General features: G+C 35.7%; 20 protein-coding genes. 13 read left to right on the forward strand and 7 right to left on the reverse strand.

Features of this window, described 5'->3' with window-relative positions:
* Positions 1 to 33 precede the first annotated feature (33 nt).
* The 7 genes from GXM16_RS10685 to GXM16_RS10715 all read left to right on the forward strand — a co-directional run bounded on the left by GXM16_RS10685 (position 34) and on the right by GXM16_RS10715 (position 9,701).
* Positions 34 to 1,425 carry an MFS transporter gene (locus GXM16_RS10685; RefSeq protein ID WP_163394363.1) on the forward strand — a complete coding sequence of 464 codons (1,392 nt, stop codon included), beginning with the start codon at positions 34 to 36 and terminating at the stop codon, positions 1,423 to 1,425.
* Between the two features lie 26 nt (positions 1,426 to 1,451).
* Entirely contained in the window at positions 1,452 to 2,639 is a 1,188-nt protein-coding gene (locus GXM16_RS10690) for a glycoside hydrolase family 130 protein (RefSeq protein WP_163394364.1), read from the forward strand.
* Positions 2,640 to 2,645: 6 nt separating this feature from the next.
* Positions 2,646 to 3,836 (forward strand): AGE family epimerase/isomerase, encoded by a 1,191-nt coding sequence (locus GXM16_RS10695; RefSeq protein WP_163394365.1) that lies wholly within the window; start codon positions 2,646 to 2,648, stop codon positions 3,834 to 3,836.
* Between the two features lie 142 nt (positions 3,837 to 3,978).
* A complete protein-coding gene (locus tag GXM16_RS10700) occupies positions 3,979 to 5,001 on the forward strand; it encodes a carbohydrate binding domain-containing protein (protein WP_163394366.1) in 1,023 nt (340 codons plus the stop codon).
* A gap of 7 nt (positions 5,002 to 5,008) precedes the next feature.
* The gene (locus tag GXM16_RS10705; RefSeq protein ID WP_163394367.1) at positions 5,009 to 6,238 is read left to right on the forward strand and encodes a glycoside hydrolase family 26 protein; all 1,230 of its coding nucleotides are present in this window, start codon (positions 5,009 to 5,011) and stop codon (positions 6,236 to 6,238) included.
* 112 nt (positions 6,239 to 6,350) lie between these two features.
* Positions 6,351 to 7,640: a glycoside hydrolase 5 family protein gene (locus tag GXM16_RS10710; protein ID WP_163394368.1), complete on the forward strand. Its 1,290-nt coding sequence runs from the start codon at positions 6,351 to 6,353 to the stop codon at positions 7,638 to 7,640.
* A 75-nt stretch (positions 7,641 to 7,715) separates the two neighbouring features.
* The gene (locus GXM16_RS10715; protein WP_163394369.1) at positions 7,716 to 9,701 is read left to right on the forward strand and encodes a retaining alpha-galactosidase; all 1,986 of its coding nucleotides are present in this window, start codon (positions 7,716 to 7,718) and stop codon (positions 9,699 to 9,701) included.
* Positions 9,702 to 9,819: 118 nt separating this feature from the next.
* On the opposite strand, the gene GXM16_RS10720 is transcribed toward GXM16_RS10715, so the two are convergent.
* Positions 9,820 to 10,776, reverse strand: a complete 957-nt coding sequence (locus GXM16_RS10720) for an aldo/keto reductase (RefSeq protein ID WP_163394370.1) — start codon at positions 10,774 to 10,776, stop codon at positions 9,820 to 9,822.
* Positions 10,777 to 10,882: 106 nt separating this feature from the next.
* Here GXM16_RS10720 and GXM16_RS10725 point away from each other — a divergent pair, with 106 nt between their 5' ends.
* Complete coding sequence (locus GXM16_RS10725; RefSeq protein ID WP_163394371.1) at positions 10,883 to 11,113, forward strand: DUF433 domain-containing protein; 231 nt, start codon at positions 10,883 to 10,885, stop codon at positions 11,111 to 11,113.
* Positions 11,114 to 11,155: 42 nt separating this feature from the next.
* Complete coding sequence (locus tag GXM16_RS22830) at positions 11,156 to 11,338, forward strand: DUF5615 family PIN-like protein (RefSeq protein ID WP_229684321.1); 183 nt, start codon at positions 11,156 to 11,158, stop codon at positions 11,336 to 11,338.
* Positions 11,339 to 11,556: 218 nt separating this feature from the next.
* Here GXM16_RS22830 and bglX read toward each other — a convergent pair whose 3' ends face one another.
* The 3 genes from bglX to GXM16_RS10745 form a co-directional block, all read right to left on the reverse strand.
* Entirely contained in the window at positions 11,557 to 13,854 is a 2,298-nt protein-coding gene (gene bglX / locus GXM16_RS10735; RefSeq protein WP_163394372.1) for a beta-glucosidase BglX, read from the reverse strand.
* Between the two features lie 255 nt (positions 13,855 to 14,109).
* A complete protein-coding gene (locus GXM16_RS10740; RefSeq protein WP_163394373.1) occupies positions 14,110 to 15,486 on the reverse strand; it encodes a sialate O-acetylesterase in 1,377 nt (458 codons plus the stop codon).
* Positions 15,476 to 16,570, reverse strand: a complete 1,095-nt coding sequence (locus tag GXM16_RS10745; RefSeq protein ID WP_163394374.1) for an SGNH/GDSL hydrolase family protein — start codon at positions 16,568 to 16,570, stop codon at positions 15,476 to 15,478. Before GXM16_RS10745 ends, GXM16_RS10740 begins: the two co-directional genes overlap by 11 nt.
* Before the next feature lie 183 nt (positions 16,571 to 16,753).
* On the opposite strand from GXM16_RS10745, the gene GXM16_RS10750 reads away from it, so the two are divergent.
* Complete coding sequence (locus tag GXM16_RS10750) at positions 16,754 to 17,266, forward strand: C40 family peptidase (protein WP_163394375.1); 513 nt, start codon at positions 16,754 to 16,756, stop codon at positions 17,264 to 17,266.
* 61 nt (positions 17,267 to 17,327) lie between these two features.
* Here GXM16_RS10750 and GXM16_RS10755 read toward each other — a convergent pair whose 3' ends face one another.
* Entirely contained in the window at positions 17,328 to 18,905 is a 1,578-nt protein-coding gene (locus tag GXM16_RS10755) for a L,D-transpeptidase family protein (RefSeq protein WP_163394376.1), read from the reverse strand.
* Positions 18,906 to 19,036: 131 nt separating this feature from the next.
* Positions 19,037 to 19,450: a DUF1573 domain-containing protein gene (locus GXM16_RS10760; protein WP_163394377.1), complete on the reverse strand. Its 414-nt coding sequence runs from the start codon at positions 19,448 to 19,450 to the stop codon at positions 19,037 to 19,039.
* Between the two features lie 166 nt (positions 19,451 to 19,616).
* On the opposite strand from GXM16_RS10760, the gene GXM16_RS10765 reads away from it, so the two are divergent.
* The 3 genes from GXM16_RS10765 (at position 19,617) to GXM16_RS10775 (ending at position 22,487) form a co-directional block, all read left to right on the forward strand.
* Positions 19,617 to 20,882: a sensor histidine kinase gene (locus GXM16_RS10765; protein ID WP_163394378.1), complete on the forward strand. Its 1,266-nt coding sequence runs from the start codon at positions 19,617 to 19,619 to the stop codon at positions 20,880 to 20,882.
* Positions 20,875 to 21,561 carry a response regulator transcription factor gene (locus GXM16_RS10770; protein WP_163394379.1) on the forward strand — a complete coding sequence of 229 codons (687 nt, stop codon included), beginning with the start codon at positions 20,875 to 20,877 and terminating at the stop codon, positions 21,559 to 21,561. Before GXM16_RS10765 ends, GXM16_RS10770 begins: the two co-directional genes overlap by 8 nt.
* Positions 21,562 to 21,722: 161 nt before the next feature.
* Positions 21,723 to 22,487 carry an MBL fold metallo-hydrolase gene (locus GXM16_RS10775; protein WP_163394380.1) on the forward strand — a complete coding sequence of 255 codons (765 nt, stop codon included), beginning with the start codon at positions 21,723 to 21,725 and terminating at the stop codon, positions 22,485 to 22,487.
* On the opposite strand, the gene GXM16_RS10780 is transcribed toward GXM16_RS10775, so the two are convergent.
* A complete protein-coding gene (locus tag GXM16_RS10780) occupies positions 22,488 to 24,674 on the reverse strand; it encodes a B12-binding domain-containing radical SAM protein (RefSeq protein WP_163394381.1) in 2,187 nt (728 codons plus the stop codon). It abuts the gene before it with no gap.
* Positions 24,675 to 24,702: the final 28 nt, after the last annotated feature.

The following is a 24,702-nucleotide window of genomic DNA, read 5'->3' on the forward strand; positions in this document are numbered from 1 at the left end:
AACTATACTACAACCTTTAAAAAAAGAATCTAAATGCACGACAAAATCAGTTTGAAAGAAAAAATAGGCTACGGACTTGGAGACGCAGCATCTTCTATGTTCTGGAAAATCTTCAGTATGTATCTCCTGTTTTTCTATACCGATGTTTTCGGACTGGCACCTGCAGTAGTCGGAACCATGTTTTTAATTACCCGAATATGGGATTCCTGCTTTGATCCAATTGTTGGAATTATTGCTGACCGTACCAAATCTAAATGGGGAAAATTCAGGCCTTATTTACTATGGGTTGCAATTCCTTTTGCCGTAATTGGCGTTTTGACTTTTTACACACCTGATTTTAACGAAAAAGGAAAAATAATCTATGCCTACGTAACATACTCTTTAATGATGATGATTTATTCTTTAATCAATGTTCCGTATGCTTCACTTTTGGGTGTAATGTCTTCCGACCGAAAAGAAAGAAACACTCTATCTTCTTACCGAATGGTTTTTGCCTTTGGAGGAAGTCTTCTGGCACTTTGGCTAATTGAACCTTTAGTGAATTATTTCGGAGGAAATCTTAATTCAAAAACAGGCTGGCTGGCTACCATTGCCGTATTCGGAATTATAACTACAACATTTTTCTGGGCTTGTTTTTTCTGGACAAAAGAAAGAATAAGACCAATTGAAAATGAAGAAAATAATTTAAAAGAAGATTTAAAAGATTTAGTAAAGAACAGACCATGGTGGATTTTACTCGGAGCCGGAATTGGCGCATTAGTATTCAATTCTATACGTGACGGGGCAGCGGTTTATTATTTTAAATATTATGTAAGCAGCAGTGTAAATTTTGATTTCTCTCTTTTTGGAACAGAATTTCACATGACACCGACTTCTATTTATTTAGTATTAGGACAAGCCGCAAACATCATCGGAGTTATCGCCGCAACACCGCTTGCTAATAAATTCGGAAAAAAGAAAACTTTTTTTGGCGCAATGGCTTTAGCTGCAATCCTGAGTTTGATTTTCTACTTCTTCGGAAAAGAAGATGTCTTCCTGATTATGAGTTTTCAGGTATTAATTAGTATTTGTGCAGGCTGTATTTTTCCATTAATCTGGTCCATGTATGCTGACAGCGCTGATTATTCAGAATGGAAACAAGGACGCAGGGCTACAGGACTGGTATTCTCAGCATCTTCAATGTCTCAAAAATTCGGATGGACTATTGGTGGTGCCGGAGCAGGATGGCTTTTGGGTTACTACGGTTTTCAGGCAAATGTTGAACAGACAGCCACTGCTCAAAACGGAATACAATTAATGCTAAGTATACTTCCGGCGATTGCTGCAGCAATATCAGTGGTTTTTATAGCATTCTATCCTTTATCTGAAGAAAAACTGCAAACCATAGAACAAGATTTAAACGAAAAAAGAGACCGAAAAAATTAAAAATACAGATTTAGAAATCAATTTATATGACAACAATAGCGACCGCTACATTTCAGGATAGAAAAGTAGCATTAGAAAGGGAACATCAGACACTCATTGAACAAAAAAATGAGCCTCTAAATATAATAGGAAACGGTATTTATCAGCGATATAAAAATCCGGTAGTGACAGCTGCTCACGTACCGTTGAACTGGCGTTTCGATTTCAATGAAGAAACAAATCCTTTTTTACAGGAGCGTATCGGAATGAATGCTGCGTTTAATGCCGGGGCAATCAAATGGAATGGCAAATATTTACTGGCAGTTCGTGTAGAAGGAATTGACAGAAAATCATTTTTTGCCATTGCAGAAAGCCAAAACGGAATCGATAACTTCAAATTCTGGGAAAAACCATGCGTGATTCCTCAAACCGAAGAACCTGACACCAACGTGTATGATATGCGTTTGGTTAACCATGAAGATGGATGGGTCTACGGTATTTTTTGTACCGAAAGAAAAGATCCAAAAGCTCCAAAAGGCGATACCAGTTCGGCTGTAGCCAATGCAGGAATTGTACGTTCAAAAGATTTAGTAAATTGGGAAAGGCTTCCTGATTTAATTTCGAATACCGGACAGCAGCGAAATGTGGTTTTACACCCAGAATTTGTAAACGGAAAATACGCCTTATACACACGTCCTCAGGATGGATTTATTGATGTTGGAGCCGGTGGCGGAATTGGTTTAGGATATGTTGATGATATGGCAAATCCTGTTGTAAAAGAAGAAAAAATCATTTTCGGAAAGCATTATCACACTATTTACGAGTTGAAAAATGGTCTTGGCCCTGCTCCTATTAAAACAGAGAAAGGCTGGCTGCACCTTGCACATGGTGTTCGTAACACCGCTGCAGGTTTGCGATATACACTTTATATGTTCATGACAGATTTAAATGATATTTCAAAAGTAACCCACGTTCCTGCAGGTCATTTTATGGGTCCTGAAGGTATTGAAAGGGTTGGAGATGTATCGAATGTATTATTTTCTAACGGATGGATTGAAGATGAAGACGGAACTGTTTATGTATATTATGCTTCGTCAGATACCAGAATGCATGTTGCTGTATCTTCTGTAGAAAAATTAGTGGATTATGTTACCAATACTCCTGCTGACAGCTTTATTTCTGCTGGTTCTGTCGAAACCATTATCAGCCAGATCGAAAAAAACAATGCAATATAATTTATCGTGTCATTAAAATTACAGCAACTTAAAACCGAATTATCAGCCGAACTGGATGCTATTTTAGAGTATTGGTCAAAAAACACAATTGATGATCCTAATGGTGGTTTCATTGGTCAGATAGATTTTAACGAAAAAATAATTTCAGATGCTGACAAAGGTTCCGTTTTAAATGCCCGGATTTTATGGTCATTTTCTGCGAGTTATCGAACAACAAAAAATGAATCGCATAAAGAAATTGCAAAAAGAGCTTTCGAATTTCTTTCGGAATATTTTTATGATCCTGAATTTGGCGGTTTGTTTTGGAGTATCAATGCAGATACAACTCCAAAAGACACCAAAAACCAAATCTATGCTTTAGCTTTTGCTATTTATGGATTGGCAGAATATTATGTTATTTCAAAAGATGAAAAAGCGTTAGCCATTGCTATCAATCTATATTTAAGAATACAAAAACACAGTTACGACCCTGTCAATAAAGGATATTTAGAAGCTTTTACACGTGATTGGCAGCCTATTGAAGATTTGCGTTTAAGCAGTAAAGATGCCAATGAAAAGAAAACAATGAATACGCATTTGCATATTATTGAAGCCTACGCAAATTTGTTTAAGGTTTGGAAAGACCCAAAACTTCAAAGTGACATTATCGAATTATTACAAACCATCGAAGAACATTTTATCAATACCAAAACGGGTCATTTGCATTTGTTTTTTGATGAAAACTGGGTTGAAAAACCAGATGTTATTTCGTATGGTCATGATATTGAAGCAGCATGGCTTTTATTGCAATGTGCCGAAATTTCAGAAGACGAAAACCTGATTGCCAATTACAAAAGGCATGCAATTCAAATAGCAGAAGTCACTAAGGAAGGTTTAGACAATGATGGCGGTTTGTGGTATGAATTTGACCCCAGGAAGAACGAACTGATTGCAGAGAAACACTGGTGGGTACAGGCCGAAGCCTTAATTGGTTTTTACAATGCGTATCAATTAACTCGTGACGAAAGTTTTTTAGACATTGTTCTGAAAAACTGGGAATTTATAAAAAAACACATTTTAGACCAACAACACAGAGAATGGTTTTGGGGAGTTTATAAAGATTATAGTATTATTAAAAAAGATAAAGCCGGTTTCTGGAAATGCCCTTATCATAACAGTCGTGCATGTCTGGAACTTATGCAAAGAATAAAATATTAGATAATTCAATTTTATAAAATTAATTATTGCATTAAAAAACAGTACATGCAATTCCCATTATCAACAAATTTGTCCTGTCAAACATATATAAATAAAAAGACAATACCATTATTATGACAGCTAAAAAATAAATCGTACATCTATGAAACAACTCTTTTTCTTTAGTTTATTATTTTTTAGTGCAATAACCTATGCACAAACCAATCTGATCAAAAATGGCGGATTTGAATCTGAAACATTAAACTGGAATGGTGATGCCGCTACCCTTTCTCCTTATGACAAAAAAACGGGTAAAAACAGCGCTGTTATCAATCAGTTTACCGGTGCAGAATGGAAAGCAATAGATCAAATTATAAATATTCCAAAAAACACTTATGCAGTAGAATTTAGCGTTTGGGTAAAAGCCGATCAGATCGAAGGTGGCAAAGAATCGTATAATGCAGGCTTAATGATTGCCGAATTTACAAACAGTGGCGGAAAGAAAATAATTTCAGAAAACATAGCGCAGGTAAAAGGATCTGTAACCTGGAGCAATTATAAGAAAACGGTTTTGGTTCCTGAAAAGGCACAAAAAATCAGAATAATGCTGGCATTGGCACAAACAAATGGCTCTCTGTTCTTTGATGATGTAAATGCAACTGCCCTTTCTGAGGAAGAATATTTTAAACTAAATCCAATAATTACAATTCCCGAAGGCCAGAAAACAATTTCGACTCCAAAACAATTTTCTAACGGAAATTTTGAAGACAATCTAAATTCATGGAATGGGAACGGAACAATTTCTACTACAGATAAAAAAGAAGGAACTGCAGCCGTAGAAGTCACTTCAAAAACTGCAGAATGGAAAGCAATTGATCAGGTATCCGATATTAATGCAGGTGACAAAACTCTGGAAATTTCAGGTTGGCTAAAGGCTAAAGATATTCAACAAGGAAAAGATCCCTGGAATAATGGCATGTTTATTATTGAATTTAAAAAAGACGAAAATACCAAAGCTTCAGAAGATCAGGTTATTGGAACTGTAACCGGAAATAGTGACTGGACCCCTTTTAAAAAGTCTTTTCAGATTCCGGAAGGAGCAAAAAAATACCGAATTATGATCGCGATGAGCGTTTGTACAGGAACCTTATTAGCTGACAATATTGAAGTTAAGCTTTCAAAATAAATGTAAAATGAAAAATACATTTTTAAAAACAGTTTTTTTGAGTTTGGCTTTCTTGGCGATTGGAAGCTGTTCTTCTGATAAAGAATCAGATAACGAGGTTATAGTTCATCCGCCAACTCAAGAAGACCCTTTGACTACACAAAATGCACCCAGTTATATGGTCGATCCAAATGCAACTAAAGAGACTGTAGCCTTATTCTATAATTTAAAAAAATTAGCTAAAACAAAGTTTGCAATTGGCCAGCAGGATGCTTTTAACAGTTTTTATCAGGATGCCGGCGGTGATTCGGATATCAAAAAAAATACGGGTTTTGATCCTGCTATCCTGGGCTCAGATTTTATGTTTATTACAGATAAAAACAACAATAATCAGTCCAATAACTGGTTTTACCAGCAAGAGCAAAAGATTATCAGCGATACAAAAGCAGCTTATGCAAAAGGAATTATCAATACATTTAGCTGGCATTTGAGAGAACCTAATAATGAAGATACTTTTTATGCTTATGAAATGACGGCAGAGCAAAACACTACTGCTTTTAAAAGTATTTTGCCAGGTGGTGCAAATCACGAATGGTACAAGAAAAAACTGGACAAAGTCGCCAGCGTATTCCTAAATTTAAAAGGTGCAAAAGGCGAACTGATTCCGGTAATTTTCAGACCTTTTCATGAATTTGACGGAAGCTGGTTTTGGTGGGGTGCTAATTTTTGCACTCCTGCAGAATATAAAACAGCTTACAAATTTACCGTTGAATACCTAAAAGATACTAAAGGGGTTCATAATATTTTATATGCTTTTTCTCCTGACAATTCAAACACTACAGAAACCGGTTATTTAAGCCGCTATCCCGGAGATAAATATGTTGATATTCTCGGAATGGATAATTACGGAGATTTTAACAATCAAGGACAGACTGGTGCTGATAAAGCAAACGCTAAACTTAAAATTATTTCGGATTATGCTAAAGCTAAAGTGAAAATTGCAGCCTTAACTGAAACAGGATATCGTGTTACGAGTTCAACTGCACCAATTGATAATTGGTTTTCAACCTATTTATACAGTGCTTTAACATCAAATAGTATCGAAGTAAGTTATGTACTATTTTGGAATAATGATAAAAATAGTTACTATGTCCCGAATTCAAGTGTTTCAAATGCGGCAGATTTTAAAACATTCATTTCAAAACCCAAATCGGCTTTAGTCAATTCATTACCGAAAATGTATGAAATGCCAAAATAATTTCTTTATAAACGTAAAGCCCTAGCCCTGATAGAAGCGGTATCCTTTTGTTTTTTTCTTTAAAAAATAAAAGATATAGCGGATAGCAGGAATAGCTCCTAAAAATATAATTATGAAAAACAGACTTTTAAAAACACTTGGTTTAGCCTTAATCTTTTCAACAATGTCGTGTCAGGCACAGGAAAGGATTACCGTAAAAGAAACCCAATTTTATAAAGGTGATAAGCCTTACTCCTACATTGGAACGAACTATTGGTACGGAAGTATGCTGGCTTCGAAAAAAATCGGTGACCGAAAAAGACTGCTTCGGGAACTGGATTTTATGAAGAAAAACGGAATCGACAACCTAAGAATTTTAGTGGGTGCAGATGGCGGAAAATACGATTTTACGGTTCGTCCGGCGTTGCAGTACGAACAGGGAAAATATGATGCCGATTTACTTGACGGACTGGATTTTCTAATGAATGAAATGAGAAAACGTAATATGTATGCAGTTTTGTACCTGACCAACAACTGGGAATGGTCGGGCGGAATGTCGCAATACCTCGAGTGGAATGGCAAAGGTGCGATCCCGGTTCCGAATATCGCTCCGAATACATGGCCTCAGTTTATGTCGTATACAGAACAGTTTCATAGTTGTGAACCTTGTATGGAAGGCCTGAACAATCATGTAAAGTTTATTATGGGAAGAACAAACGCATATTCTAAAAAGAAATATACCGAGGATAATACCATAATGGCATGGCAGGTTGGAAATGAGCCACGCACTTTTACACCTGAAAACGAAGCAAAATTCACAGTTTGGCTAAATAACATCGTCGATTTGATGGATAGTCTTGACAAAAACCACTTAATTTCGACAGGTTCTGAAGGCAAAAACAGTTCTAATGACAGCATGGAAATGTTTGAACGCACACATCAGAATCCGAACATAGATTACCTGACGATGCATATTTGGCCAAAAAACTGGAACTGGTTTAAAGCAGATAATGCCGAAGCAACGATTCCTGCTACTATTGAAAATGCAGGCAAATACATTGACGATCATATTAAAGTTGCCAATAATTTGAAACGTCCGATTATTATAGAGGAATTTGGATTACCCAGGGAAAACGAAAATCTAAATGCAGGAGCTTCATCAATCTACCGCGATCAATTTTATAATTATATCTTTGGAAGAGTTGCAGAAAGTATTGCCAGTAAAGGTCCGTTGCAGGCCGCCAATTTCTGGGGATACGGCGGTGAAGGAAAAGCGGTTAATGCAACAGGAAAATGGAATCCGGGAGAACCATTAACCACTGATCCTCCGCAGGAACCTCAGGGTTTAAACTCGGTTTTTAATGGTGACAAATCGACATTGGAAATTGTAAAAAGATACAATTTGGAATTCAATAAAAAATAATTTCCTTAACCATATAAGTGATTATAAGTACATTTGACTGAACTTGTAATCACTTCTTTGTTTAATACATCTATCATGAAAAAAATATTCCCTGCATTATTCATTTTTCTTTATAATATCTGTTTATCACAACAGCCACAGGATTTTACTTTAGCTTCTCCAAACGGAAAAATTAAAGTCAGTATTATAATTAATAACAAAATAACCTGGTCTGTTTTGCATGAAAAAGATTTGATTCTGGCCCCGTCATCGGTTTCGATGACACTTGATCAGAATGAAGTTTTAGGTAAAAATGCATTCCTTTTGAATTCAAAAAGAGAAAAAGTAAACCAGACATTTGAATCTCCATTTTACAAAAAGAGGAGTGTAAAAAACCAATACAATCTTCTGGTTCTGAATTTTAAAAATGATTTCAGTATCGAATATCGTGCTTTTGATGATGGTGTGGCTTACCGATTTATTACTAAAAAGAAAAAAGACATTGTTGTAAAAGCTGAAGAAGTTTCTTTGAATTTTGACCAGGATTACAACACTTTAATGCCGTATGTTCGCGATTTAAGAAACCCGAAAGATCCTTATATTTCTTCTTTTGAGGCACAATACGAAAACAAAAAAATTAGTGAGTTTGCGAAAGATACTTTAGCCTTTTTACCGTTTTTAATCGATTTTAAAAATAATAAAAAAGCAGTTTTTCTGGAAGCTGGTCTGGAAGACTATCCGGGATTGTTTGTTACGAATAACAAATCGAAATCCGGTTTTGAAAGTCGGTTTTCCAATTATCCGTTGGAAGAAACAAACGGAGGTTTTAACAACATCAATCGCCTGATTACTAAAAGAGCAGATTATTTGGTAAAGACAAAAGGAACACGAACTTTTCCGTGGAGAATTTTAGTAATTTCCAAAAATGATGCTGAATTAGTCAATAACGATATGGTCCAGAAATTGTCTGAACCAACCAAAATAAAAGATCTTTCATGGATCAAACCCGGAAAAGTAGCCTGGGACTGGTGGAACGACTGGAACATTTACAACATCGATTTTAAAGCAGGAATCAACACGCAGACGTATAAATATTACATTGATTTTGCTTCAAGAAATAAAGTCGAATATGTGGTTCTGGATGAAGGCTGGAGTATGGAAGACGATATCATGAAACACAATCCGAATGTTGATTTGGAAGCTCTGATTACGTACGGAAAAGAACGCAATGTAGGTCTAATTTTGTGGAGCTCCTGGATGGCTTTGACTAAAAATATAGCCGGAATTTTTAAGAATTATGCCGATTTAGGAATCAAAGGTTTTAAAGTAGATTTTCTGGATCGTGACGATGCTAAAATGGTAAATTCAGTTTATGATATTGCGCAAAAGGCTGCCGATCATAAATTGCTCTTAGACTTTCACGGGATGTACAAACCAACCGGAATTCAGCGTACTTTTCCAAACATTCTAAACTTTGAAGGTGTAAAAGGACTGGAAAACAATAAATGGACACCAAACGATGATGTTCCGCTATATGATTGTTCGATTCCGTTTATCAGAATGATCGCAGGACCAATGGATTATACACCTGGCGCGATGCGAAATACAACTAAAAGCGAGTTTAAACCCAGCCATTCCAATCCGGTGAGTCAGGGAACAAGATCTCATCAATTAGCATTATACACGATTTTTGAAGCACCCCTGCAAATGATGGCCGACAGTCCGACTGCTTATATGAAAGAGCAGGAAAGCACTGATTTCATTGCTAAGATTCCAACCGTTTTTGATGAAACTGTAGCTTTAAATGGCGAAATAGGCAAATTCGTTTCAATTGCCCGTAAAAAAGCGAATGTTTGGTATTTGGGTGCCATTACCAACTGGGATTCCAGAGAAACAACCATTGATTTTTCTTTTCTTGAAAAAGGCAAAAAATTTGAAGCCGAAATTTTCTCTGATGGTCTGAATGCTGATAAGGCTGCGAATGATTACAAAAGAGAAATTGTAACTATTGATTCGACAACCAAATTGACTTATAGATTAGCCAGCGGCGGTGGATTAGCGATGATTATTCAGCCGAAATAACAAATGTAGTTTTGTTTAAATATTAAACCCGACAAGTTTTAGAACCTGTCGGGTTTATGTTTTTCATTTTTACATCTAACAATATACATTTTACAATACACCTGCTAGAATATACATTTTACGCTAAGATCTTCTCAATCGCATTCAGTTCATCATGAGTAAAATCCAGATTCTGCAGACACTCAATATTATTATTTAATTGTCTTACTGAACTTGCCCCAATCAATACCGAAGTAATTCTTTTATCTTTCTGCAGCCAGGCCAGTGCCATTTGTGCCAAAGACTGATTGCGGTTTTGAGCTATTTCGTTTAATTGAATTAATTTCTGAATTCTTTCAGGAGTAACTTCATCTTCCTTTAAATGTCCGTTTGGATTATGAGCACGGGAATTTTCCGGAATTCCGTTTAAGTATTTATCGGTCAGAAGTCCTTGGGCCAAAGGCGAAAATGCAATACAGCCTACTCCCTTTTCTTCCAGAACATCCAATAAACCTTCTTCAACCCAGCGTACCAGCATGGAGTACTTAGCCTGATGAATCAAGCATGGTGTTCCTAATTGTTTTAAAACATCAACAGCAACCCGGGTCTGATCTGCAGAGTAATTACTGATTCCAACATATAAAGCTTTACCGCTTCGAACAGCGTAATCAAGTGCCATCATAGTTTCTTCAATCGGGGTTTCAGGATCCGGACGGTGCGAGTAAAAAATATCTACATAATCAATCTTCATTCTTTTCAAACTCTGGTCTAAACTGGATAAAAGATATTTACGGGAACCCCAGTCACCATAAGGTCCATCCCACATTGTATACCCTGCTTTTGTGGAAATAATAATTTCATCACGCAGATTTCCGTGAAAATTATGCCACAATATTTTTCCGAAATTGGTTTCTGCAGAACCTGGAACCGGACCATAGTTGTTGGCTAAATCAAAATGCGTAATTCCTTTATCAAAAGCTTCTACAGCTATACTTTCAGCATTTTCAAAATTATCTACCGATCCGAAATTATGCCATAATCCTAAAGAAATTTCAGGTAATAGCAACCCACTTTTTCCACATCTGTTGTATTTCATTGTTTTTTGTTAAAGTTTTAATAGGTTTTAAAGATAAAAAACAAACCTGATTATTTTAAAACCAAGTAGTATTTAAATTTTGTAAATTTGTTTAAATAATAAAATTATGGGAAATAACTGGCAAAATTTGATTTCGATAAATCCTGATATTCGGTTTGGAAAACCTATTATCACTGGTACGCGAATTTGTATTTCAGATATTCTTTCGTGGTTAGCAACAGGAATGTCTTTTGAAGAAATTATTGAAGATTTTCCCGAATTAAAAAAGGAGCATATTTTAGCGGCTTTAGCTTTTGCTGCTAATAGAGAGAATATTACAAAGATAATTGCAGCTTAATGAAATTACTTCTATGCTAATATTTCGTGGAGAATCATTAAATTGATAGAATATGATTTTCCGGAGTGTCTGCATTCTAAAGACATTGCAGTAAATCAGCCAGCGAAAGATATTGAAATCTGGGAATTTGCCAAACAAAACAACTACACCATTCTTACTCACGATGACGACTTTGAAAAATTATTACTTTTAAAAGGTGTTCCTCCGAAAGTAATTAATCCTTAAGACTTTCAATAAAAACACGAAACAGATTTGTGAACTTTGATTTCAAAAAAAGAAATTATCGAATCATTCATTTTAAATGATGATTTAATGATTTTAGAAATTTACTAATCTTTTGTTTTCCATATAAAAATACGCAGATTTTGCAGATTTAGGAGGATAAAAAATCTTCCTGATCTGCAAAATCTGCGAGAGAAAATGCTCTTTTTCTTAATCTTAAACTATTCCTTTATCTCAAAACCACTTTCCAAACCTTTATCAGAGCTCCCTCCAACTTTAAGTTTAAAAGTTCCCGGTTCTACCAAATAGTTTCCGCTATTATCATAAAAGCCAAGTTCTTTATCTGTTAAAGTAAAAGTTACAGTCTTGGTTTCTCCCTTTTTCAAATTCACTAATTCAAATCCTTTTAATTCTTCAACCGGTCTGGCGATGCTGGCAAAATCATCATGAATGTACAACTGAACCACTTCTTTTCCATCATAATTACCTGAATTGGTCACCTCAACACTTACCTGAACCGGCTCTCCTTTTGCAAAAGCGGTTTTATTTATTTTCAGGTTTTTATAATCGAATTTAGTATAACTCAATCCGAATCCGAAAGGAAACTGGGGCGTTTTCTCAACATCTGAGAAATGCGACCAAAACACATTTTTATCAGCGTTTACAGGCCTTCCCGTACTGTAATTATTGTAATAAATTGGCACCTGACCAACGTTTCTTGGGAAAGAAATAGGCAGTTTTCCGCTTGGGTTATAATCCCCGTATAAAACCTGCGCTACTGCATTTCCGGTTTGGGTTCCTAAATGCCAGGCTTCAACAATTGCCGGAATATGTTCTGCCGCCCACGGAATAGTCAACGGGCGTCCATTATTTAAAACTAAAACAATGTTTGGATTCACTTTATAAATTTCTTCTAACAGTTCCTGCTGTAATCCCGGCAAATCAAGGTTTGTTCTGCTGCGTCCTTCCCCACTCTGAAAACCATGCTCTCCTAAAACCATTACCACAACATCTGCATTTTTAGCTGTTGTTTTCGCTGCTTCAAATCCGCTTTTGTCTGTTGTGTTAAAAACAACCTCATCAAGGAAAGTTGCTTTTCCTACAATCAGATCAGCTCCTTTTTCAAAAACCAGCTGGTTATTTTTGTATTGCTGCATTCCTTCTAAAACTGAAACCGCTGTATTATCTTCCGCAGCAATTCTCCAGCTTCCCAACGGACTGTTTTTATCATTGGCCAAAGCTCCGATTAAGGCGATTTTTTGTCCGGACTTCTTTAGCGGAAGCAAATTTTTATCATTCTTCAATAAAACAATTGACTTTTTCGCCATGTCCAGAACACCATCGTTGTTGGCTTTATTTCCTATAGTTGCCTTTTCACGTTTTTCATCACAATATTTATACGGATCGTCAAATAATCCCAGTTCAAATTTCACACGTAGAATCCTTCTCACCGCATCATCCACCAAAGCTTCTTTTACTTTTCCGGATTCCACTAATTTTACTAACTCTGCAACATATAAATGTGATTCCATATCCATGTCAGAACCCGCCGTAACGGCTTTTAATGCCGCATCTTCACCATCTTTTGCATAACCATGCGGAATCATTTCACGAACCGAAGCCCAGTCCGAAACCACGAACCCATCAAACTTCCATTTGCCTTTTAAAATGTCTCTTTGCAGAAAAACATTCCCCGTTGCCGGAATGCCGTTTACCAGATTAAACGAGTTCATAAACGTTCTCACACCTGCTTGTGTCGCAGCTTCAAACGGAGGCAAAACCGTATTGAACAATTTAGAATTACTGATATCGACCAGATTATAATCACGACCTGATTCTACATAACCATAAGCAGCAAAGTGTTTCGCACAGGCTGCAATGGTGTTTACTTTTGCGAGATCAGCAATAGTTTCTCCCTGAAAACCTTTCACCCTCGCAACGGCAATTTTACTTCCCAAATACGGATCTTCTCCTGCACCTTCCATCACACGCCCCCATCTCGCATCGTTTGTGATATCTACATTTGGCCCAAAAGTCCAGTTAATTCCGGATGCCGAAGCTTCATCTGCCGCAATCGCTGCCGATTTTTTAATTGCCTCCAAATCCCAGCTCGCTGCTTCTGCCAACGGAATCGGGCTTAGCGTTTTGTAACCATGGATTACATCAAAACCAATAATCAGCGGAATCCCCAAACGGGTTTCTTCAACAGCAATTTTCTGAACAGCACGAACTTCTTTCACCCCACGAACGGTCAGCATACTTCCTACCCATCCTTTTCTCAGGTGCTCGTATTTCAACTCGGCATTTCCGCCTTTTGGAGCCGGTCCCGTTACATCCCAAAAACCGTTATACTGATTCATCTGACCTACTTTTTCTTCCAAAGTCATTAACGGCAGCAGTAAGTCTATACGTTGTTCGATTGTTTTGTTTTTATCCAGATATGGTTTCTTCTGTGCATTCATATTTCCAGCAGTAAACAGGGCAAAAACCCCAATAATTAGTATTTTTTTATTTTTCATAGTGGTTAAATAGTATCATATTTTGGGCGTGTCCCTCCGGGTCGGGCTATCCGTTTCAAGTCCTCGCACTTCCTTCGTCAGGCTGTGGGCTTTTCTCTTCTATCCCTCACGCAGTTTAGGGTAATGAGAGCTTTTTCGTTTTTTTTTCACAATCTTGTCATTTCGACGAAGGAGAAATCACATTACACCATACAGTTCGTTGCTCTCTGGATGAGATTTCTCCTTCGCCGAAATGACACAAAAACGCGCAATCCTTTACTCAGAAATAAAGCACGAAGCCGGTAAATTAACTTTATTAAACAAATCTGACTGAATCGTATTTCCCCATGCAAATCTTACTTTTGCAGGATTCGTTACTTTTTTACTCGTTAGAATTACCTGATTATTTTTTATCAAAGCTTCTGCAGGATAAAAAGTTCCATCAGCTCCGGCAACTTCAAACTGTTTCGTGGTTTTATTTTTAAAATATAATCCTTCAGCGAAATCAAAAGAAACAATAGCTTTGTTTTTATCTGTTTTTAAATCTTTGAAAAGTGGACCATTTACCAAATTAGAATTGGTTTTATAAGTATTCGCCAATGCTAAATTTGCCAGACGAATTCCGACTGATTTTTTATCTTTTGGGTGAATATCAATCGTATCTGAAACGTCACTAATGACAACCATTCCGGTGTTGTTGACTTCTTTCAATAACTTTCTTTGGGAATCCCTTACAATAACATTAGAGAAATTATTGCTGCCGTTTTTAAAAGGTGCAATCTGTACAAAATAAAACGGAAAATCATCCTGCCAGGCTTTTCGCCACGAAGTAATTAAGGCTGCTAATGTTTTATCATAAACTTCTGACCCCACATTGGATTCACCCTGATACCAGATTGTTCCGGCGATTTTAAAACCTACAAAAGGAGAAATCATCGCATTGTAAGCGCGTCCGGGCTGTCTTGGGCCGTATTCCTGTTCGTTCAGCCTTTTGGCATTTTCTAATAAAACAGGATCGTTTTTCACCACTTCTTCCGGCATCCAGATTTCAGCGGGAGTTCCGCCCCAGTTGGAAGAAATCAATCCGATAGGTACATTTTTTAAATCTTCTCTTAAGCGTTTGGCAAAGAAGTACCCCACCGCACTAAAGTATTTCATGGTTTCCGGTGTCGATTCGGTCCAGTTTCCGAGTAAGTTGTTTTGAGGTGTCGTTGCGGTTAATTTTGGAACGGTAAAAAAACGAATGTTAGGATTTGCTGCATTTTTAGCTTCTTCCTCACCATTATCGATTCCCCAGCTTACCGACATTTCCATATTGGATTGTCCGGAACAAACCCAGACTTCGCCAATCAAAATGTTTTTCAGGATTACTTCATTATACCCTTTTATGGAAATCGTATAAGGACCACCGGCTTCAGGCGTTTTGATTTTGAGTTCCCATTGCGCCTGATTGTTTGCTGTAACTTTATATTCCTGATTGTTCCAGCCGGAAACAAGTTTGATTTCCTCTTTTGGATTCGCCCATCCCCAGATTTTGACTTCGGAATTGCGCTGCAATACCATATTATCGCCAAAAATATTCGGAAGTGAAACGTTTGCCATCATAGTGCCGGAAATCAGAAAGAAAGCAAACTTAATTATATTATTTCTCATTTAGCAACTTTTTTAAAAATGGACCATATTCAGCAGCCATAATTTTGTGTTCTTCAATATTTGGATGACCTGAACAACCGCTTGGTGTCATCGGTTTAAATTTGAAAATCAAAATTGGTCTGTGTGATTTATCGGTATCAAATTCGGCTTTTATTTTATTCAGACAATTTTCAAAAATCACTGCTTTTTCTCCATTTACCATTGGACTATTTGTCAAAACCAATTGCGCATTCGGATTATGTTTATAAAGCATTTTTATAAAATTGACATAATTCGAAACATACTTTTCAGGATTAAAAGGCAGGCGCTCTTTTGTACCGTCGCCATTCGAAAAATCATTCGTTCCTATGGCGATACTAATAATGTCCGGCTGAAAAGCAAAATCATATTTAGGTTTGGAATTGTCTTTTGTCAGATATAAATTTTCGTAAACTGCAGGCATAATGGGCACTTCAGGCCCTTCATCGTTCCAGTTGCGGTAAATTCCGATTCCGGAAACAGAACTCAATAAATAATCGGCATCAATATTTCTGGACAATATGGGCCCGTAAGCAAAAAATCCATTGTGATGGTCAAAATATTCGCCCTGATCACACGGAATTGTGGATGGATCATTTGCTGCTCCACTGGTGATTGAATCTCCGATAAACTCGATTTTCTTTTTCTTTTTGGATGTTATGGAAGTTAATTTAGCAGTGGTTCCTACAAATAAAACATTACCCATTGTAGCTTCTGTTCCTTTATAAATCTTCAGATTATGTACTTTTTTATTCGAAGTAACTTTCACCGGAAAAGATTGTGGAGCACCTTTCTGAACGGTATATTTTCCAGCGTATCTCCCGTCCAGTTCTAAAACAACATAATTATGATGTTCCCATGAATCTATACTTTGTAAAGAAATTGTACATTCATTTCCTGTAAAATTAAAAGATATAGAAGAAGCAGTCCCAATTAACACAGCCTTATTGTCCTGCAAAATATCTACTCTTCCGGCATATAAAAAGGTTTTTTCTGTTGTCTGCGAAATCGACATTGCCGAAATCAGTAAAAACAAAATTAAAAGTGGTATTTTTTTGATAAACATAATTTATTCGTTAAAATATAAATACATTTCACAAATATATCCGAATTACATTTTACAGAAAGATACTAAAATGTCAAAAAGCAATAAAAAAACACCAAAAAACGTTTACCTAATTTGGCTTTTCTTTGATTATCAAAACTGAAGAGCTTACCTTTATAAATTAATACCCTTACCTACTTTAAAATGAAAACTACCACTATTATCTTGCTTTTTCTAACCGTAATTTTATGCTCCTCTTTTTGCTCCAAAAAAGAAAATAAAACTGTACAACAACCTATTACGGAAATCCAGACTTCAATTGAGCGGGATTCTATCATTTCTTATGCGAAACAATATTTGGGAACACGGTATTTATATGCCAGCAGCAATCCTGACAAAGGATTTGACTGTTCGGGTTTTGTGCATTATGTTTTTAACAATTTTGGCTTAACCTTACCCAGAAGTTCAGGTGGTTATAAAAATGTAGGCAAGACCTTAAAACCTGAGGAATTTAAGGTGGGAGATATTTTAGTCTTCTATGGTTACAAAGACAGAAGTGTTATAGGACACGTTGGTATTATCTGCGAAGCCAACGGAATGCAGTCGAAATTTATTCACGCTTCATCCGGAAAAGCACAAAAAGTCACCATCACAGGACTTGATGAAGAACATTACACTAAGCGATTTTATAAATGCGTTGATGTTTTATCTGAATAAAATCTTGTTCTAAGTTCAATTTTGGAATTTGGAATTTATTGAAATTGGAATTTATAAAGTTTTATTCTTCCGTCAATAATTTTATAAGGCTTTCATCTCTCTGGTAAACATCTTTATAAAAATTCAACCGCCCTTCGCGATCTACCCATGCTGTAAAATAACCAATATAAACCGGAACTTTTTTCTTCAGTGTGTACCAATTCTCTTTTCCTGCATGCATGGCTTTGTCAATTCTTTCCGGAGTCCATTTCGGATCATCTTTCAATAATTCGATTGCCAGTTCACGTGGTTTTGCTACACGAACGCAGCCATGACTAAAAGCCCTGCTTTCCCTTTCGAACAAACTTTTTGCAGGCGAATCATGCAGATATATATTATTGGAATTGGGGAATAAAAACTTAACCAGTCCTAATGAATTATTTTTTCCCGGAAGCTGTCTTACCGCTCCGTTGTTCCATTCCAGATTTTTCTTTGCCAGATAGTTTTTGTCTTTGGCCATTCCCGGTTTGATTTCACTTTTAATTATACTTGGCGGAACATTCCAGTACGGACTAAAAACAATATTATTCATCATTCCGCTGAAAACAACTGTTTTGGTCATGGCTTTACCCACAACAACCGGCGATATAAATGTAATTTTACCATCTTCAACTATATACAATCTAAATTCAGGAATATTGACTTCGATATATTTTTTACCTTTTTCAAGTTCAGGATCAATCCATCGGCAACGTTCCATATTGGCAATAATAGTTTTGATCCGGTCTGAAACAGGAATATTCAAATCATTGATATGTTCTAATAAAATCGTATTTTTTGGCACATAACCATGACGCAATTCGTAATTTTTAACGGCTTTCATTAAAACAGTATCACAAACAGCACTTTTATTATCCTCCTTAATATCTCCGGTTACAAAAAGCCTTTCCCTGATTTGTGAAATTATTGCCGAAGAATCTCCTAATTTTAGGCCTTTGTAATCTTCATCAACTTCAATTGTTTTCCAGCCTCCGTTTTTTTCAATATCTCTGTATTGATGAAGTGCATCGCGAAGTTTGTAATACTGACTGAACATTTTGCTCTTCTTATCATCACTAATAGTCGATTTTTCAAAAAGAGAATCGGTTAAAACATGATAATTAAGTTTCTTTCTAGGAAGCAGCCATTCTAATGAAATAGATGTTTTTTCGTCAAAACCTCTATATACTTTTTCTGCATAATAGAAATACAAATTGGTAATCATCAAATCGGTATTGACTTTTGAAAGTTTGTTGACTGAATTGTTTTCAAAAACTGAATTGATTTCTTTGTACGGAAAATTAGCTTTCAAACCTTCATTTTCTAAACCTTTATATTTATCGTACAACGTATTTCCAAACTCAACAACACCTTTATTATCGAGCCATAACTGTGTAGATTGTTTTTTTGCGTATAAAGCATCAACCTCATCCTGAAAATTTTTCAATTTTGGATACGTTTCATAAAATCCGGCGATTGCCAAACTGTCAATGGTAAGTTTTAATTCAGGGATAACAACTTCTGCTTCCTTTGAATTTTCTTCTTTTTTATCTCCTTTTGAATTACAGGAAACAACAATAAAAAGAAGCATAATAACAGCAAAGCGGAACCAAATTTTCATAATGATTTTTTTAATAAAATTAGAAAAGTTTTGGTAAAAACAAATTCAATCCCAAAATAATTTTGAGCATAAAAAAACTCCTGACACATCACATGTCCGGAGTTTTCCACCTTTATATAATCAACTTTATTTTAGATAACAGTTCCTTTTAAAGTAAGGATTTTTGGAGTCGTTTCGGCACTTGTCGTAACCGTAACTGTTTTAGTAAAACCTCCTTTATTTGCAGCATTATATGTTGCCGTAACTTTTGCAGATTTTCCAGGAAGCACAGGTTCTTTTGTATAATCAGTAGCTGTACAACCGCATGATCCCTGCACATTGGTAATTACTACAGCTGTTTTTCCAGTGTTTTTAAATTCGTAAACAATTGCTTTTGGCGTTCCCTGCGGAATTTGTCCAACATCAATTGTTTCTGCTTTCCATACAATTGTACCTTCAGCTGCCGCTTCAACTGATTTTGAAATCAATGATTTAACCGGAGCGATTGCTGAGAATGACATTAATCCTAAAGCTAAGATCAGCATCGAAATTCTAATAATTTTCATAGTCTGTTTATTTAAATTGGTGATATGGTTTAATTTTATATTTCAAAAGTACTTTACAAAAAAACAATTCGCTGTTAACCGGTTTCAAATGTTTGTTAATGACATGTTAACTGCTGTTTTTAATTCAAATTTTGATTAATATTACACTCTCTAAAAGCAGATTCCCTTGAAAATAAACAGACTAAACAGCATCATAATCTTAGGATTAATAGCCATTATCGGCATATTGATCGCACAATTGCTGTGGACAAAAGAGGCTTTTACATTAGAACAGAAAAAGCTAAGTCAGAAAACTCATATCGCACTTCTGGAAGTAGTCAAAAAACTGCATGAAGGCACAAATCATGAATTACCGGCTCAGAATCCTATCCAAAAAATAGCCAATGATTATTATATCGTAAATATTGATAATGATTTTGAACCAGATATTCTTGAATTTTATTTGAAATCGGAATTCAAAAAAATGAATATTACAACAGATTTTGAGTATGCCATGTACAATTGTCAGAGTGATGAAATGGTTTATGGGAACTACATTTCATTATCAGATAAAGGAAGAGCCAAACAATCTGTACATTTTCCCAAACACAAAAATCTGGTGTATTATTTTGCTGTTCGTTTTCCGCATGAAACTACTTATCTTTTTAGTTCCATGCGTTTTTGGTTTGTATTGTCTATCGTTTTGATTTTTATTTTACTGATATATGTCTATTCGATTTTGACACTTTTGCAGCAAAAAAAATACTCAGAGTTACAGCGTGACTTCATCAATAATATGACACACGAATTTAAAACGCCTCTGTCTTCGATTTTAATTGCTTCTAAATATTTAATTGGTCAGGACAAAATTAAAGAAGACAAAAAACTGCACACTTATACCGATATCATTATCAGCCAGAGCAACAAACTAAACAGTCATATTGAGCAGATTTTAAACATCGCCAAATCTGATTATGCTCCGTTGGAATTGAAGAAGGAATATTTATTAATCATTCCTGTTATTGAGGAAATAATTGAAAATATTCGTTTAAAATATCCGGAAGCTTCTATTAAAATTAAAACAGATTCAAACCATTACCAACTTGAAACTGATACATTTCATTTTACGAATCTGGTCTATAATTTACTGGATAATGCTGTAAAATACTGCAATGAAAAACCTGAAATTACCGTTGGAATTTTTACAGAAAATAAACTTTTAAAACTGTCCTTTGAAGATAACGGAATCGGAATCTCTTCTAAAAACATTTCGTTTATTTTTGATAAATTTTACCGCATTCAGAATGAAAAAAGTAATGAAGTAAACGGTTTTGGATTAGGTTTGTATTATGTGAAAAAGATTTGCGACCTTCAAAACTGGAAAATTTCTGCGATCCAAAACACCAAAAAAGGTATTACTATAACTTTGTCAATCCCATATAAAAATGAGTAACTTTAAAATCCTTTATACAGAAGATGATGAAACATTAGCTTTTTTGACCAAAGACAATCTGGAACAGAACAGCTATAACGTAACGCATTGTCCCGACGGAAAATCAGGCCTGGAAAGTTTTAAAAATGAGGATTTCGACATTTGCATTTTTGATATCATGATGCCAAAAATGGATGGTTTCGAATTAGCAGCAGAAATTAGAAAACTAAATACTGATATTCCGATTATTTTTCTCTCTGCTAAAACTTTAAAAGAGGACCGAATCAAAGGATTGCGTTTAGGCGCAGATGATTACCTCGTAAAACCTTTCAGCATTGAGGAATTAATACTGAAAATTGAAGTCTTTTTAAAGCGTTCACAAAAAAATAATAAACCTGAAAAATCGATTTATGAAATAGGCAAATATCAGTTTGATACTAAAAATTTTATTCTTTTTAATGCTGATAAAAAAATTGGTCTTACACAACGTGAAGCCGAATTGCTGAAATTATTTCTCGATAATAAAAATTCTGTTTTAAAAAGAGAACAGATTTTAACTGCACTTTGGGGCACTGATGATTATTTTATGGGACGAAGCCTGGATGTTTTTATTTCGCGACTGCGTAAAATTTTAGCAAATGAAAAAGGTATTTCTATCGAAAACCTGCATGGAATTGGGTTTCGGTTTGTGATTGAATAGCTTAGGCATGTTGTTTTGTCGAGCCAAGAATTCAAATAATAATTGCAACAAACCTTCCTGAAATTCATCTTTTAAATAACAATTCAATTAAAAATAAAGAATATTCTGTAAATATAATTTAAAAAATCCTTTGTATTTTTAAGTTCTAATTTTGTCAGATTATGAAACTGCATCATTTACGAAATGCCACTTTAGTTATTGAAACAGAAAAACATGTCCTTTTAATTGACCCCATGTTAGGAAAAAGGAAGACTATAGCACCTTTTACCCTTTTTCGTTACCAGCCAAAAAGAAATCCGCTGACCGCACTTCCAAAAAACAGCAGGGAAATCCTGAGTAAGGTGACACATTGTCTGATAACACATTTACATCCTGACCATCTGGACAAGGCAGGTGAAGTCTTTCTAAAAAGAAAATCAATTCCTGTGATTTGCAGTATAAAAGACGAAAAAAAGATAACACAGCGAGGTTTAACTGTCATGCAAACTTTAGATTACTGGAAACCTCAAAATTTTCTGGACGGAAAAATAACAGGAATTCCTGCCGTTCACGGATATGGCTTTATCGCCAAATTAATGGGAAATGTAATGGGCTTTTTTATAGAACTTCTGAACGAAAAAACCATTTACATCAGTTCTGATACTATTTTTACAAAAGACACCGAAAAAGTCCTGACTGAACTGAAACCTGACATTGCAACTGTTGCCTGCGGAACTGCACGATTAGATTTTGGGCAGCCATTATTAATGCGAATCAATGATATTCTTAAATTTACAGCCCTTGCACCCGGAAAAGTTTTTGCCAATCATCTGGAAGCTTTAAACCATTGTCCAACTAAAAGAGAAGAATTAAAAAAGACATTAGCCGAAAATGATCTTTTATCCAAAACTGCTGTTCCTAATGATGGTGAATGTGTGGAGTATTAATTATAAAACCAGTAAACCAAATTCCCGTAACGTGTTAATTGGTTTTGAATACCAGAACAATTCAAAATCCTCAAATTTCGTTTCAAAATCATTTTTGATTTCCTGAAAAGTATAATTCTTAGGGTTTGAAACTGTAATTTTCTTTAGAATTTCGACCAGCCACTCGCCTTCATCTTTACTTGTTTGAATAGTAAAACTTTCTTTTTTATCGTGAAAAGTCAGTGCCTTCATTTCCCAGGTTCTTCCTTTTTTAGATTTTGTAAAATGTTCTGCAAAAGGCTTACCTCCCAACCAGACTACTTTTGCGTTTGGTTTTGTATTAAAATCATTTTGTTCTTCGAGAGCATTAAAAATAAAATCGGGATGGATTTTGGTTTTCGGAATTTTAAAATCAAACCAATCTTGTAATTCGTAATCAAAACAGATTCCGTGCATGAAATTAAAAAGTGATTTTTTTAAACCGAAACTAAATTTATCGTGATCGATTCCAGTTGCATCACTGTATTCAATATCGTTGTTTGCGAAAGTTCCAATAGTTTCTGTTTTCTTCGTTACGCCAAATTGCTCCGGATACAATCCAACGGGACTATGGGCAGTAAGTGCAAACTGATGCCAGAATCCCGACTGTAAAACCCCGGCTTCAAATAACTGGCGTACCATTTCGAGGCTGTCAACAGTTTCCTGAACCGTTTGTGTCGGATATCCATACATCAAATAAGCGTGAACCATGATTCCGGCTTCTGTAAAATTTCGGGTTACTTTTGCAACCTGCTCAACTGTAACGCCTTTATCTATTAACTTTAATAATCGGTCTGAAGCTACTTCTAAACCTCCGGAAACAGCAATACAGCCAGAAGCTTTTAGTAATAAACATAAATCTTTTGAAAAGCTTTTTTCGAATCGGATATTCGTCCACCAGGTTACGGCCAATTTTCGTTTCAGTATTTCGAGCGCCAGAGCACGCATCAAAGCCGGAGGTGCAGCTTCATCTACAAAATGGAATCCGTTTTGCCCTGTTTTTTCAATTAATTCTTCTATTCGGTCACAAAGTAAACTTGCCGCAACAGGTTCATACACTTTTATATAATCTAATGAAATATCGCAAAAAGTACATTTTCCCCAATAACAGCCGTGCGCCATGGTGAGTTTGTTCCAGCGACCATCACTCCACATTCTGTGCATCGGATTTACGATTTCGATAACCGAAATATATTTATCCAAAGGCAAATCTGAATAATCCGGAGTTCCCACCTGAGATTGTTTATAATCGTGTTTTAAAGAATTGTTTTTATAGACAACTTCTCCATTTTCTAACAGAAAAGTTCTTTTGTATAAATTGTAATCCGGGTTTTCTAAATTGAAAATTAACTCTTCAATTGGCACTTCTCCATCATCCAAAGTAATAAAATCGAAAAACTCAAAAACACGTGCGTCAGAAAGTGAGCGCAATTCGGTATTCGGGAAACCACCTCCCATTGAAACCTTAATTTCGGGGTGATTTTGTTTTACCCATTGCGCACATCTGAAAGCACTGTATAAATTCCCCGGAAAGGGTACAGAAATTAAAAATAAAGTGGGTTTTACAGTTTCGATTTTAGCTTTTAAAAGTGAAATTAAAATTGAATCAATATAAGTTGGCTTTTGCTGTAAAGCTTCGTATAATTCATCAAAAGAATTTGCACTGCGACCCAAACGTTCGGCATACCGGCTAAAGCCAAAGTTTTCATCAACACATTCTACAATAAAATCAGAAATGTCTTCAAGATATAAAGTCGCCAAATGTTTCGCCTTATCCTGAGTTCCCATAGTACCGAAAGCCCAGTCGAGTTCTTCCAATTGTGCAAAACGGGAAGCTTCGGGCAGAAAATCTTCCTGACAGATCTGCAGTGCCAAAGTTGGATTTTTCCCCTGCAAAAACTGGATTACAGGGTCAATGGTTTTGATGTATTCATCTTGTAAGGCAAAGATTCTTTTACAGTTGTCGGTTGTTGGTTCTTGGTTGTTGGATTGGAATAAATCCTGTAATCCTTTTTTCGAAAACAATTCCAAAATCACATCAATACCCAAATCGGCCTGAACCGATTCTATATTTTTGGTATTCAGAAAACCTTTTATATATGCCGTTGCCGGATACGGAGTATTCAGTTGGGTAAAGGGTGGTGTGATTACAAAAAGTTTCGTTTTCAAAAGGAAATATTTTCTGCAAAAATACGGG

Source organism: Flavobacterium limi, assembly GCF_010645075.1.
Classification (GTDB): domain Bacteria; phylum Bacteroidota; class Bacteroidia; order Flavobacteriales; family Flavobacteriaceae; genus Flavobacterium; species Flavobacterium limi.

What these genes read in the sequence shown, in the direction of transcription:
- GXM16_RS10770 (WP_163394379.1), top strand. Translation starts at nt 20,875, where the DNA reads ATGAGTAACTTTAAAATCCTTTATACAGAAGATGATGAAACATTAGCT.
- GXM16_RS10725 (WP_163394371.1), top strand. Translation starts at nt 10,883, where the DNA reads ATGGGAAATAACTGGCAAAATTTGATTTCGATAAATCCTGATATTCGG.
- GXM16_RS10690 (WP_163394364.1), top strand. Translation starts at nt 1,452, where the DNA reads ATGACAACAATAGCGACCGCTACATTTCAGGATAGAAAAGTAGCATTA.
- GXM16_RS10750 (WP_163394375.1), top strand. Translation starts at nt 16,754, where the DNA reads ATGAAAACTACCACTATTATCTTGCTTTTTCTAACCGTAATTTTATGC.
- GXM16_RS10745 (WP_163394374.1), bottom strand. Translation starts at nt 16,570, where the DNA reads ATGTTTATCAAAAAAATACCACTTTTAATTTTGTTTTTACTGATTTCG.
- GXM16_RS10710 (WP_163394368.1), top strand. Translation starts at nt 6,351, where the DNA reads ATGAAAAACAGACTTTTAAAAACACTTGGTTTAGCCTTAATCTTTTCA.
- bglX (WP_163394372.1), bottom strand. Translation starts at nt 13,854, where the DNA reads ATGAAAAATAAAAAAATACTAATTATTGGGGTTTTTGCCCTGTTTACT.
- GXM16_RS10720 (WP_163394370.1), bottom strand. Translation starts at nt 10,776, where the DNA reads ATGAAATACAACAGATGTGGAAAAAGTGGGTTGCTATTACCTGAAATT.
- GXM16_RS10775 (WP_163394380.1), top strand. Translation starts at nt 21,723, where the DNA reads ATGAAACTGCATCATTTACGAAATGCCACTTTAGTTATTGAAACAGAA.
- GXM16_RS10685 (WP_163394363.1), top strand. Translation starts at nt 34, where the DNA reads ATGCACGACAAAATCAGTTTGAAAGAAAAAATAGGCTACGGACTTGGA.
- GXM16_RS10705 (WP_163394367.1), top strand. Translation starts at nt 5,009, where the DNA reads ATGAAAAATACATTTTTAAAAACAGTTTTTTTGAGTTTGGCTTTCTTG.
- GXM16_RS10700 (WP_163394366.1), top strand. Translation starts at nt 3,979, where the DNA reads ATGAAACAACTCTTTTTCTTTAGTTTATTATTTTTTAGTGCAATAACC.
- GXM16_RS10715 (WP_163394369.1), top strand. Translation starts at nt 7,716, where the DNA reads ATGAAAAAAATATTCCCTGCATTATTCATTTTTCTTTATAATATCTGT.
- GXM16_RS10755 (WP_163394376.1), bottom strand. Translation starts at nt 18,905, where the DNA reads ATGAAAATTTGGTTCCGCTTTGCTGTTATTATGCTTCTTTTTATTGTT.
- GXM16_RS10740 (WP_163394373.1), bottom strand. Translation starts at nt 15,486, where the DNA reads ATGAGAAATAATATAATTAAGTTTGCTTTCTTTCTGATTTCCGGCACT.
- GXM16_RS10760 (WP_163394377.1), bottom strand. Translation starts at nt 19,450, where the DNA reads ATGAAAATTATTAGAATTTCGATGCTGATCTTAGCTTTAGGATTAATG.